Source organism: Candidatus Pelagibacter communis (genome assembly GCF_001179965.1).
Lineage (GTDB): Bacteria > Pseudomonadota > Alphaproteobacteria > Pelagibacterales > Pelagibacteraceae > Pelagibacter.
In genome coordinates this window covers 1-13,586 of the sequence record NZ_CVSH01000001.1, presented here as the reverse complement: position 1 = coordinate 13,586, position 13,586 = coordinate 1, and the positions used below count along the sequence as shown (strand labels likewise).

Sequence of the window (13,586 nt, the reverse complement as noted above, 5' to 3'; positions counted from 1 at the left end):
GAAAAGGTTTTTGGCTGAAACCACATTGCGATATTGAAGAAAAATTAATGTCCTGTTTATTATTTGTAAATAAAACAAATGAAAGTGAGGATTTGGGTACTGATTTTTATGATAATAATTTAAAAAAAGTAAAAACAATGCCCTATAAAGATAATTATGGATACTTCTTCACAAGCGGCCCAGGCACTTGGCATGGTATGGAAAAAAAAGAAATATCAAAAGAAAGAAGATGTTTACAAGTGAATTATGTAACATTTAAAACTGATTGGAAGGTGGATTAATTATCCTGTAAGGATTTAACCTCTAATTTTTTGGTTTTAAGTGATTTTATAGCTTCAAGAAATGAATAAGCTGTCGACATATTTGTGCAGTAAGGAACTTTGTTTGCTAATGTTCCTCTTCTTAAAGCCCTTGCGTCGTCAATTCTATGTTCACTATTTCCACCTCCAGTATTAATCACCAAAGATATTTTTTTTGCATTTAAAACATCTACTATATGTGGTCGCCCACTACTTACTTTATTAATAGTTTTGCACTTAATTCCATTATCATTTAAAATTTTTGCAGTGCCTTTTGTTCCAGAAATACCAAAACCTAATTTTTTGAGTCTTTGTGCAACTCCTATTATCTCCTGTTTATGAGAGTCTTTGACTGATAAAAATGCCATGCCACTTACTGGAAGAGAATTATAGGCAGCAATTTGACTTTTAGCGACCGCCATCCCAAAATCGTAATCAAAACCCATAACTTCTCCAGTAGACTTCATTTCTGGACCAAGTAATAAATCACTATCAGGAAATTTATTAAAAGGAAAAACAGCTTCTTTAACAGCAAATTTTTTATTTGTTTTATATTTTAATTTATACTTAGAAAGCTTTTCGCCTGCCATTATTCTTGAAGCAATTTTTGCTAGCGGTACACCATTAGCTTTTGATACAAAAGGAACAGTTCTACTTGCTCTAGGATTAACTTCAATTACATAAATTTCATCCTTTTTAATCGCAAATTGAATATTTAGCAGTCCCTTAACTTTTAATGCTAAAGCCAATTTTCTTGTTTGAATTTTTATTTCCTTAAGAATACTGTCTTTGATTGATACTGGAGGCAAACAACAAGCTGAATCACCCGAATGTATTCCTGCCTCTTCAATATGTTGCATAATGCCTGCTACATAAACATCTTTTCCATCACATATTGCATCGACATCAACCTCCATTGCGTTATCTATAAATTTATCAATTAAAATTGGGTTATTATCTGATGCCTTAAAAGCTTGATTAATAAATTCTTTTAATTGACTTTCATCATGAACAATTTCCATCGCCCTACCACCTAAAACATACGAGGGACGAACAACTACTGGTAATCCAATTTTTTTAGCTATTAGTATTGCTTTATCATATTTATCTGCAATTCCACTTTCGGCTTGCTTTAAATTGAGTCTTATTAATAAGTCTCTAAATCTATCTCTATCTTCCGCAAGATCTATGGATGAATATTGTGTTCCTAGAATAGGTAAATTATTTTCGTGCAAGAACTTTGCAAGCTTAATTGGTGTTTGACCACCAAATTGAGCAATTATTCCAACTAGATTTCCCTTAGACTTTTCCTTTAAAATTATATTTTGTACATATTCATCTATTAGAGGTTCAAAATAAAGTCTGTCACTAGTGTCGTAGTCTGTAGAAACTGTTTCAGGGTTACAATTTATCATTATTGTTTCAAACCCTGCCTCTTTCAAAGCAAAGCTTGCCTGACAACAACAATAGTCAAACTCAATACCTTGCCCAATTCTATTTGGACCACCCCCAAGTATTATGATCTTTCTTTTGTTGCTTGGATCTGCTTCACACTCTGTATTAATTGAAAAGTTACGCTGATAAGTTGAATACATGTAAGGAGTAAAGGACTTAAATTCAGCAGCACAAGTATCTACTTTTTTAAACACTGGAATTACTTTAAGTGCAGCTCTTTTTCTTTGTAAAATTTTTTCCTGTATCCCAGTAAGCTTACTTAACCTTTTGTCAGAAAATCCTAAAGACTTTATTCGATTAAATTCCACAAAGTTTTTCGGTAAACCAAATTTGATAATTTTATTTTCTTCCTCAACAATTTCTTTTATTTGACCCAAAAACCAACGATCAATTTTTGATAACTTATAAATTTTCTCTGTTGAAATTTTTTTTCTGAATGCTTCTGCAACCAACAGTAATTTATCAGGTACATTGATCTTTAATTGTTTTAAAATTTCTTTTTTTGAATAATGAAATAAATTATCCAATCCTGATAGTCCAGTTTCAAGAGAAACCAAAGCTTTTTGAAAAGACTCTTTAAAATTTCTACCAATTGCCATAGCTTCTCCCACAGATCTCATTGAGGTTCCTAAAATTGGTTTAGTATCTTGAAATTTTTCAAACGTAAATCTGGGAATTTTTGTAACCACATAATCAATTGTTGGCTCGAATGAGGCAGGTGTTACTTTCGTAATTTCGTTTTGAAGTTCATCTAATGTGTAACCTATTGCTAATTTTGCGGCTACTTTTGCAATTGGAAAACCTGTTGCTTTCGAAGCAAGAGCTGATGAGCGTGACACACGAGGATTCATCTCTATAATTACCATTCTTCCATTTTTTGGATTTATAGCGAATTGCACATTAGAACCACCTGTTTCAACTCCAATTTTTCTAAGACAAGCAATAGAAGCGTTTCTCATCACTTGATATTCTTTATCAGTTAATGTTAATGCTGGAGCTATTGTTACAGAGTCCCCAGTATGAGTGCCCATTGGGTCAATATTTTCGATTGAACAAATTATGATACAATTATCATTTTTATCTCTAACAACTTCCATTTCAAATTCTTTCCACCCATCTAAGCATTCCTCTACAAGAACTTGATTTTGTGGAGATTCATACAGCCCACCTTTAACGATTTTAAAAAATTCTTTTTTAGTTCTCGCTATACCCCCGCCAAGACCACCCAAGGTAAATGAAGGTCTTATAATTGCAGGAAGGCCAATTTTTCTCAAACACTTTGATGCATGTTTAAAATTATTAAGTATCTCGGATTTAGGTAAATCAATACCAATGTTAGACATATTTTTTCTAAATTTTTTTCTGTCCTCTGCATTAGCAATTGCTTTTGAATTTGCTCCTATAAGCTCTATTTTATATTTTTTAAGTATTCCTAATTTTTCTGCTTTTAAAGCTAAGTTAAGTGCAGTTTGGCCACCCATCGTTGGGAGAATAGCGTGAGGTTTTTCTTTTTTAATAATTTCCTCAAGTACTTCTACAGATATTGGTTCAATATATGTTTGATCTGCAACGCCAGGATCTGTCATAATTGTTGCAGGATTTGAATTAACTAAAATAACTTTGTAACCTTCATCCTTAAGTGCTTTACATGCTTGTGTTCCTGAATAATCAAATTCACATGCTTGACCAATAATAATCGGTCCAGCTCCAATAACTAAAATTTTTTTAATATCTTTTCTTTTTGGCATATTTTTTAACTTCATTAATAAAATTACTGAATAGGTAGTGACTATCTTGTGGACCAGGATTAGACTCAGGATGATATTGCACAGAAAAGACAGGTTTATTTTTTAATTTTATACCTTCTATACTGTTATCAAACAGAGATTTATGAGTTATCTCAATATTTTTTGGTAAATTATTTTTTGTAACCTCAAATCCATGATTTTGACTGGTTATTTCAACTTTATTATTGATCAGGTTCTTAACTGGATGATTTGCACCTCTATGTCCTAATTTCATTTTTTTTGTTTTGCCACCTAATGCTAAAGCTAATAGTTGATGACCCAAACAAATCCCAAAAACTGGTAGATTTTTATTAATAAGATTTTTTATAATTTTTATAGCATAAGTTCCAGTTGCGGCAGGATCACCTGGTCCATTTGATAAAAAAATTCCGCTTGGATTAAGTGCTAAAATATCTTCCGCGCTCATTTGGCAAGGTACGACTGTTACATCGCAATAAAAATTAGAAAAATACCTTAAAATATTTGTTTTTATCCCATAGTCAATTGCAACGATCTTGAGTTTTTTCTTTTTAATTTTTTTATATCCATCTTCTTTAGTCCATGTCTTAAAACCCTTCCAGGAGAACTTATTTTTAGTAGATACTGTTTCTGCCAAATCTAAACCATTAAGACCTGGCCATTTTAAAGTATTTTTAATTAATTTTTTAATTCCAAAGTTCCCATACCTATCATTTGAAATAGTTCCTCTTGGAGCCCCGTTATCTCTAATAAAATTTGTCAAACCTCTTGTATCTAAACCAGTCAAACCAACTATTTTATTTTTTTTAAGCCATAAATCTAATTCCATTAATGATCTATAATTTGATGGATTTGTTATTTCTGAGTTGAAAATCACCCCTTTTGTCTAGACTTTTTCTGACTCGTTGTCTTGTTTGTTTGTTCCCACATTTCCAATGTGTGGAAAGGTAAAATTAATTATTTGTCCTGCGTATGAAGGGTCAGAAATTATTTCCTGGTATCCAGTGATAGAGGTATTAAAACACACTTCTCCAGTTGCTGTACCCTCATAACCTATGCCAATTCCATTAAAAATGGACTTATTCTCGAGAACTAAAATGCCTGGGTTAAATTTTGATTTATTTGTTGAGTTTACTTTTCGTTTTTTGATCAATTACAACTCATGAGTTAAAGGTTAATACAATAAAAGCTTATCTAACGCAACAGATCTAATACAAAATTTATAAAAAAAAACAATTTTTCTTTTAAGCAAATATTCTTTAAGTTAAATTACTTTTATGTCACTTAGAGAAAAAATTGATGACGAGTATAAAAATGCTCTTAAATCTAAAGATAAAAATAAAATATCAACTTATAGGTTAATTTTATCTGGGCTTAAAGACCTCGATATTCAAAACAGATCTGGACCTAACAAAAAAGATACAGATGATGATGATATTAAAAAATTATTAAGAAAGATGATAAAGCAACGAACCGAATCAATCGAAATTTATAAAAAAAATAATAGACAAGACCTTCTTCAAATAGAAGAAAATGAAGTAAAGATAATGTCAGAGTATTTACCGAAACAGCTGAGTGAAGATGATACAAAAAAACTATGTGAAGAAGTTATTAATAAAATAAATGCTTCATCTTTAAAGGATATGGGAAAAGCAATGGGCGAATTAAAAAAAAATCATTCGGATAGTGTAGACTTTTCTTTAGCAGGCAAGATTATAAAAGAAATTTTAAATAAGAAATGAAATATCCTAAAGAATATTTAGATGAAATTAAAACAAGACTGAAAGTCTCGACAGTAGTATCCAAGTCAGTTAGTTTGAAAAAAAGAGGTAAAGAATTTGTTGGATTGTCACCTTTTAAAAATGAAAAAACTCCATCTTTTACCGTAAATGATGAGAAAGGATTTTATCACTGTTTTAGCACAAGTGAACATGGAAATATTTTTGATTTTATAATGAAAACACAAAATTTAAAATTTGGTGAGGCGGTTAAAACTTTAGCTAACTATGCAGGCATGCAACCTTACACATTTTCTAGGGCTGACGAAGAAAGAGAAAATGATTGGAAAAATTATTCTCAAATTTATAAGGATTATATAGAATATCATAATGAAGAACTTCTTAAAAATCCAGATTTAAACGAAGTAAGAGATTATCTTAAAAATAGAAACTTAAACTCTAATGATGTAAAAAATTTTGACCTAGGTTTTGTTAGGAATAAAAAAAATTTTTATCAAGAATTATTAAATAAATTCAAAGACAAAGATCTGAAGGACAGTGGGCTTTTTTATTTTGATGAAAAAAATAAAGAGTATGTTGAAAGGTTTAGGGGAAGAATAATTTTTCCAATAAAATCTATAACTGGACAATTTATTGCTGCTGGTGGAAGAATTATTAAAAAGGAGACCTATCTAGCAAAATATGTGAACTCGCCTGAAACTAAATTTTTTAAAAAAGGTAATCATTTATATAATTTAGATAAGGCAAGAAAGTTTTCAAATTCCAACGAACAGGTTTTTTTAGTTGAAGGATATATGGATGTAATTGGTTTGACAAAAAATAAAATAGAGAACTGTGTTGCAAATCTAGGAACCGCTCTGACTGATAGACAAATTTCTATTTTAAATCAATTTTTCAATGAAATCGTAATCTGTTTTGACTCTGATGAAAGTGGATATAGAGCAGCAGTAAGAGCTGCTGAAAACTCTATTAAAGAACTTAAACCAGAGAAACAAATATCATTTCTTTTTCTGCCTAGTGGAGAGGATCCAGATAGTTTTGTTAATAACAAAGGAAAAGAGGAATTTCTAAACTATTACAGAGAAAAAAAAGTCCCTATTCACATTTTTTTATTCGAACACTTTAAAAAGCAATCAACCAATTCTCCGTCATCTTTAGCTGTATTTGAAAAACGACTAAGAGAATTAGCAAAACAAATAAAAGATGAATTTATAAGAAAATATATATTAGATTATTTTATTGGTAAAATTGATGAACTTACGCCAAACTTAACGAGAGGAAAAAAATATGCAATCAAGCATGTCGCCTCTTTAAGTACAACAAAAAAAATAATTAACGAGAGTAAATCTTTAAGTAAAGCGGATATTCAAGAATTTTCTTTATTATATTTAATAATAAATAATCTGAATTTTTTTCAACAAAGAGAAAATTTGTTTGATAACTTAATATTCATCTCTGATCAGGGGAATAAAGTATTGTCATATTTAAAAGAATTTATCGCTTCATCAAGCGATCTTGATAAAAGTAATTTGGATATTGATAATGGTTTTCTCAATAAGATTAACAAGTTTGCGTCAATAAAACATATATCTGAAAATGTTAAGAAAGAAGAAACAAAGCTGATTGAAATTTTTGAGGAAATGAAAAAAGATCTCAATAATATATCTATAGATAAACAGATAAGTGATTTAGAATCGAAATTTTCTCAAGATTTAAGTGAAAATACGTTTAATAAGATAATTGAATTAAAAAAATTGCAAAATACCAATTAAAACAGAGAATTTTGACATAGATTTTTTAAAATTTGCTATTATATAAAGATCTTCAAACTTTAAAATTGTGGAAAAAATTATTACTAAATCTTTTGCTAGATTAATGGGCCGGGGTGTCCATAGAGGTTTCATAACATATGAGGAACTCAGCAAATCCCTTGGAAAAAGAAATTTATCTGATCAAAATCTTTCACAAGCATTTATACATATACTTGATGAAAAAATTACTTTAGTTGAAAAAAAATCTGATTTTAAAGTTCTTAAAAAAAGAGATAGTCAATCTAAAGATGAGGGCAAGTCCTCTGAAAAAAGTGATGACCCAATAAGAATGTATTTAAGGGAAATGGGAGGAGTTGAACTTCTTTCGAGGGAAGGTGAAATTGCAATTGCAAAAAGAATTGAAGCAGGAAAAGATGTGATGCTTAATGCACTATCTCAGAGTCCTATCACTGCTCAGCAATTCTTTGAGTGGAATGAAAAATTACAAAATGACCAAATCCTTGTAAGAGAAATTATAGATATTGATACTAATTATATGGAGGACGAAAATACTTCTCAATCTAATAAACAAAAAAACGTTGACACAGATAATTCTAATAACGAAACACAAAATAATAATGATGAGTCAAATGTAGATGAAGACGAGTTCAATCCGACTTTAGCAGCAATGGAAAATGAAATAAAACCAAAAGTATTAAAAACAATTCATACACTCACAAAGGAGTACAATAAATTAATTAAATACCAAAAAGAGAGACTACAAAGCTCTCTTGAAGGAAAAAGCTTAAGCTCATCAAAGGAAAAAAATTATGAAAGAATAGTAAATTTCATTTTAGAAAACATAAAGTCATTAACACTTTCACCTTCAGTTTTAGAGGAATTAGTCCAAAAACATTATAGCGAGAATAAAAAAATAATTTCATTAGAGGGTAATCTTTTGAGATTAGCAATTGATCATAAAATCTCTAGGAATGAATTTTTAAAATTTTATGTAGGAAATGAAATAAATCCAAATTTAAAAAAATTTTTAGATACAAATCCTGTTTGGAAACAATTTTTTCAAAAAAATAAAGAGGAGTTTAAAAATATAAGAGAGAGACTAATTGAAATAAGTAATAAACTTGGAATATCTGTTACTGAATTTAAAAAAATGCTAAGCAGAATCCAAAAAGGAGAAAGAGAGTCGCGAATTGCAAAAAAAGAGATGGTAGAAGCAAATTTAAGACTAGTAATATCTATCGCAAAAAAATATACCAACAGAGGACTTCAATTCTTAGATCTTATTCAAGAAGGGAATATTGGTTTGATGAAAGCAGTAGACAAATTTGAATATAGAAGAGGATATAAATTTTCGACCTATGCAACTTGGTGGATTAGGCAGGCAATAACCAGATCAATAGCTGATCAAGCAAGAACAATAAGAATACCAGTACACATGATTGAAACAATTAATAAAATTGTTAGAACCCAAAGATTAATTTTGAGCGAGTTTGGCAGAGAAGCAACCCCTGAGGAATTAGCAAAAAAATTAAGAATGCCATTAGAGAAGGTCAGAAAAGTTTTAAAAATTTCAAAAGAACCTGTTTCTTTAGAAAAACCTGTTGGAGATGAGGAGGACAGTAGTCTTGGTGATTTTATAGAAGACACAAAAGCATTAGCACCTTTAGAGCAGGCAATTAAATCAAATTTAAGTGAAGCTACTACAAAAATTTTATCTACATTAACGCCGAGAGAAGAAAGAGTTTTAAGGATGAGGTTTGGTGTTGGAATGAATACTGATCACACACTTGAAGAAGTTGGTTTACAATTTTCAGTCACTAGAGAAAGAATTAGACAAATTGAAGCTAAAGCGTTAAGAAAATTAAAACATCCTAGTAGATCAAAACAGTTAAAGAGTTTTTTAGAAAGTTGATTTGTATAATGTTAATGAACATTAATGGAAGCTTTCAAATTAGATAGAAACTTAGCTCAATTAGCTGTATTACAAAGAATTGAATTAGCAACCTCATTCCAAAAAAAAATCAGAAAATTATTTGGAAGATATTTATTTTCAAAAGTTTTTTCAAAATACATGTTGGATTTAGATAAGATATCTAAAGATTATTATAAAATTATGTATAATGAATATCTTACAATCAAAAAGTTCGTAAAACCCAATCAAAATATATTAAGTATAGGTGCAGGAATTGGTGGCTTAGAGGTAATAATTAACAACAGCTTTAAAAATGAAAATTTTACATTTATTGAAAGAGATTTCGTGTCAGAAAAAATTAGATATGGTTGGGATTACGAAAATAAAGAAGCATATAATAAACTAAATTTACTTCAGAATTTCCTTGAAACAAACTTATTAGAGATTAATAGTTTTAAAATCATTAATTTTGATACAGAAAACCTTCCTATAGAAAATTTTAATCTCATTACATCTTTATACTCATTAGATTTTCATTATGATTTTGAAGTTTACAAAAACTACTTATCTAGCGTATCAGATAATGAAACAATTATAATTTTTGACACAATCAGAGCCAATTATTTTAAAGATATATTTGAGAATGTGATGATTATAAAAGAGGATGACGATACATTACACAAATCAAAAAGAATAGCTTGTAGAAAATTTAAAAAATAGACTTATGCAAAAACAAAAATTTGAGGGTATTTATTTATTTTTAATTTCGATTTTACCATTATCGATTATAATAGGGCCTTCAATATCACTATTAAATACTTTGTTAATAGTGATACTTTTCTTAATAACTTTTAATTCGTACAAAATTAAAATAGAAAAAATATTTTTATTGTATTTACTAATCATATTATATGTTTATCTAATCCTTAACTCTTTTATATCCATTGACTATAAAGAGGGAATTTATAGAAATTTAGGATTTTTAAGATTTGTAATACTATTTATTGCCATAAACTTATTTTTCAAAATTTCTAGTAGTCAATTTCAATTTCTCAATTTTTGGTCATTAATAGTTCTAATCGTTGTTTTTGATTCCTTTGTAGAATTTAGCTTTGGTAAAAATTTACTTGGTTATGGAGATGATCTTTATGTCGATAGAATTGTAAGTTTTTTTAAAGATGAGCCTATTGTAGGCGCATATCTTTTAGGTTTTAATTTTATAATAGTTGGATATTTATTTGAAAAATTTTATAAACAAAATCTTAAATTAAAGTTAGCTTTGTTTTTTATTTTGTTTATTTTAGTTGGGTGTATTCTTATAACAGGCGAAAGATCGAACGGAATTAAGGCTATAATTGGGCTTATGATTTTCTTATTTTTAAACAATAAAATTAGTGCCAAAATAAAAATATTAATTTTTTTATTTAGTTTAGTTTTTACGGGTTTAATAATTTCAAATTCAAATTATCTTAAAGTAAGATATGGACAGCAACTATTCACACAGTTATTCGATAATAATCAAAGGGACCAATTTATTCAAAATAATCTATACCTAAAATTATATAAATCTGGTTTGGCTGTTTTTAAAGATAATCCAATTTTTGGTGTAGGAAACAAAAATTATAGGGTTATTACCACCAAAAATATCGAGACAAAAATTAACGAGGATTATATTTTGAATACTCATCCTCATCAAATCTATATTGAATTATTATCTGAGCATGGTCTTGTAGGCACGATTATTTTATTATCAATATTTTTTTATTTAATTTTCAAAAATTTAAAAATTATAATTATATCTCGTAATTCAATTCAGTTAGGTTGTTTCACATATTTAATTATCAATTTTTTACCAATATTGCCTAGTGGATCTTTTTTTAATGATTTTAGTTCGACACTTTTTTGGATTAATCTTTCAATTATGTATGCGTGTAACAAAAAAACGAATATTTTTAATAAATAATAAATTAGTCTGCGATTGATAAGTTAATATAAATATTGTATTCATTTTAAGATTTTGGGCCTGTAGCTCAGTTGGTTAGAGCAGTACACTCATAATTTCCTTTTCAATTTTTTAATTCAAATTAGCTTTTAATATCAATATTAATTTAAACTACTTAAGATTGAAATTTTTTTACCAACTATTTACCAACAAATTCAATCATATGAATTAAGTATCTTAATAATTTCGTAAATTTTAAACATAGTTAGTAGCTAATTTAATCATTAATTGTTATCAGTATCTAGTGAAAGAATCTAAAGTATATAATCAAGATTGTTTGAAAACTATGTCAGCAATAGGAAAAGAAAAAGCTGATTTAATTCTTACGGACCCACCATATAATCTTGGGTTATTCATGAAAAATAGAGATACTAATATTAATGCTATGCGTTCCAATCATTTTGCTGGATCTGGTTGGGATGACTTAGATTTTTCTGAGTGGAAAGATTATATGCTTAAATTTTTTTTATCAGCAAATAAAGTTTTAAAAAAAAAAGGAAATCTGATAATTTTTATGTCTTTAATCAAAGTTGAAACAGTCATAGAATTGGCTAACAAAGCTAACCTATATTATAAAACAACTGGAATTTGGCATAAGACAAATCCAATGCCAAGAAATATGAATTTACATTTTGTTAATTCGACTGAAGCATGGTTACATTTTACTTCAAAATCTAAAACTGGAATTTTTAATAATAATAATAAAATTTTACACGATTTTTTTGAGACTTCAAATATCAAAAATTCAGAAAAAAAAGAAGGCACTCATCCCACACAAAAACCTTTAGAAATTTTATCTTTTTTTATCAAAACTTTATCTAACAAAAATGGATTAGTTATTGATCCTTTTATGGGAAGTGGCTCTACGGGTGTAGCTGCATTAAACAATTATAGAAAATTTATTGGTGGAGAAATAAAAAAAAAATATTTTAATATTTCAAAAAAAAGATTAAAAAAAATAAGTGCACAATTAAATTTATTTTAATGAATGTAATTGATCTTTTTTCTGGAGTAGGTGGCCTATCACTTGGTTTTGAGCAAAATGGATTTAATGTAATATTTGCTAACGAAATAGATGAAAATATAGCATTTTCATATAAAAAAAATTTTCCAAATACTGAATGTTTAACTAAAGATATTGAAAAATTAGATTTAAAAAAAGAGTTTTCGAGATTCTCCAATAAAATTTCTGTAGTTTGTGGAGGACCGCCATGTCAAGGTCTTTCACAAAAAGGAAAAAGACACTGGTTTCAAGACAAGAGAAACTTTCTTTTTAAAAATTTTTTAGAAGTTGTAAAGATTGTCAATCCTAGTTACGTTTTAATTGAAAATGTACCTAACTTGATTACAGCTTACGAAGGTTACTTTTTAAAAGAGATAGAAAAAATATTTGAAGATTTAAATTACAAAATAAATGCGAAAATTTTGCATGCAAAAAAATTTGGAGTTCCACAAATAAGAAAGAGAGCATTTATATTAGCTAGAAAAAAAGATATAAATTTTGAAATAATAGAAAGCAATAATACCAAAACTAGTTTTCAAGACTCCGTTAGTGATTTACCTGAATTAAAATCAGGTGAGGGTAAAGAATTTTTAAATTATATAAAAAAACCTCTCAATTCCTATCAGCAGAAAATGAGAAAAAATTCTAGAGGTATATGGAACCACATCTCAACAAATCATACGGCATTAGCCTTAAAGAGAATGAAATTTATGAAAATTGGTGGTGTGAGAACTGATTTACCAAAAGAACATCTTACAGGTTCAATATACAGTGGTACGTGGAGTAGAATTATTCCGAATACATTTGCTAGAACTATAACTACAAGATTTGATACACCATCTTCAGGCCAATTTACATTACCCTATCAAGATAGATGTCTTACTGTTAGAGAAGCTGCAAGAGTTCAATCATTCCCAGATAATTTTATTTTTTATGGAAAAAAAAATAGCCAAATGATTCAAGTTGGTAATGCAGTTCCACCTCTTGTCTCGTATAGCATTGCGAATTTAATTAAGAAAAATCTTTAAAGTTTATTCAACTCGTGAGATCAATATCCTCTCCTAAAAATTTTTTATACTTATTTGGATTTGTTTTATCAAAAAAAATTACTTTATTATTTGCATATCTTTGATTAAATTTTTTAATTTTATTTGAAATCTCATCAATATAATTCTCCGAAATTGCAATTTTTTTTTTATTAAAATTAAAATATTTAATATTTTTTAATATTGAAAAGAAACGAGAGTCCATCCTATTGTTTGCTTTTAAAAATTTCTCTAGTTCATAAATTTCACCATAAGATCTGTACTTAATTATATTCCCTACTACTTGATCTAAATCAGAATGATTTTGACAAAAAATCAAAAAGTTATCTATTTCAAACTTAGTCAATTCATTTTTTTTGTAACCAAATTCTCTTAATTTTAAAATTACCTGATAAATAAAAAAAATAGGAAAAATTTTAAATAATTCATCAACATTCCTTTTCCCACTATGCCTATCAGTTAAACTAAATAAATCATTCCAAAAAACAAACTTTTCATGTTGTTTAGATAATATATTTTTAATTTTTTCTTTATTTCTATTTTTGTAATTAAGAATTAGTTTTTTCCCTTGATTTGTGAATTTATTTTCTTC

Annotated in this window: 9 protein-coding genes and 2 pseudogenes; 8 read left to right on the top strand and 3 right to left on the bottom strand. The window is 28.0% G+C overall.

What is annotated here, in order from left to right:
* A pseudogene (locus AMN73_RS00055) lies at positions 1 to 281 on the top strand (hypothetical protein); the annotation flags it as partial.
* On the opposite strand, the gene carB reads toward AMN73_RS00055, so the two are convergent.
* The gene (gene carB, locus AMN73_RS00050) at positions 278 to 3,502 is read right to left on the bottom strand and encodes a carbamoyl-phosphate synthase large subunit (protein WP_075534297.1); all 3,225 of its coding nucleotides are present in this window, start codon (positions 3,500 to 3,502) and stop codon (positions 278 to 280) included. The pseudogene AMN73_RS00055 and the gene carB overlap by 4 nt on opposite strands.
* Positions 3,480 to 4,673, bottom strand: a pseudogene (carA, locus tag AMN73_RS00045) (glutamine-hydrolyzing carbamoyl-phosphate synthase small subunit). Before carA ends, carB begins: the two are co-directional and overlap by 23 nt.
* A gap of 124 nt (positions 4,674 to 4,797) precedes the next feature.
* Here carA and AMN73_RS00040 point away from each other — a divergent pair.
* From AMN73_RS00040 to AMN73_RS00010, 7 genes are all read left to right on the top strand, one after another.
* Complete coding sequence (locus tag AMN73_RS00040; protein ID WP_075534296.1) at positions 4,798 to 5,262, top strand: GatB/YqeY domain-containing protein; 465 nt, start codon at positions 4,798 to 4,800, stop codon at positions 5,260 to 5,262.
* Positions 5,259 to 7,031 carry a DNA primase gene (gene dnaG / locus AMN73_RS00035; protein WP_075534295.1) on the top strand — a complete coding sequence of 591 codons (1,773 nt, stop codon included), beginning with the start codon at positions 5,259 to 5,261 and terminating at the stop codon, positions 7,029 to 7,031. Before AMN73_RS00040 ends, dnaG begins: the two co-directional genes overlap by 4 nt.
* A 67-nt stretch (positions 7,032 to 7,098) precedes the next feature.
* A complete protein-coding gene (rpoD, locus tag AMN73_RS00030) occupies positions 7,099 to 8,943 on the top strand; it encodes an RNA polymerase sigma factor RpoD (protein WP_075534294.1) in 1,845 nt (614 codons plus the stop codon).
* 24 nt (positions 8,944 to 8,967) lie between these two features.
* On the top strand, positions 8,968 to 9,663 hold the full coding sequence (locus AMN73_RS00025; protein WP_075534293.1) for a hypothetical protein: 696 nt from the start codon (positions 8,968 to 8,970) through the stop codon (positions 9,661 to 9,663).
* 4 nt (positions 9,664 to 9,667) lie between these two features.
* The gene (locus tag AMN73_RS00020) at positions 9,668 to 10,906 is read left to right on the top strand and encodes an O-antigen ligase family protein (RefSeq protein WP_075534292.1); all 1,239 of its coding nucleotides are present in this window, start codon (positions 9,668 to 9,670) and stop codon (positions 10,904 to 10,906) included.
* A 283-nt stretch (positions 10,907 to 11,189) separates the two neighbouring features.
* The gene (locus tag AMN73_RS00015) at positions 11,190 to 11,930 is read left to right on the top strand and encodes a DNA-methyltransferase (protein WP_218836278.1); all 741 of its coding nucleotides are present in this window, start codon (positions 11,190 to 11,192) and stop codon (positions 11,928 to 11,930) included.
* Positions 11,930 to 12,976, top strand: coding sequence for a DNA cytosine methyltransferase (locus tag AMN73_RS00010; protein WP_075534290.1), 1,047 nt, complete (start codon positions 11,930 to 11,932; stop codon positions 12,974 to 12,976). Before AMN73_RS00015 ends, AMN73_RS00010 begins: the two co-directional genes overlap by 1 nt.
* Positions 12,977 to 12,983: 7 nt before the next feature.
* Here the strand turns inward: AMN73_RS00010 and AMN73_RS04400 are convergent.
* A partial coding sequence (locus AMN73_RS04400) for a hypothetical protein (RefSeq protein WP_179850058.1) occupies positions 12,984 to 13,586 on the bottom strand: 603 nt, incomplete at its 5' end.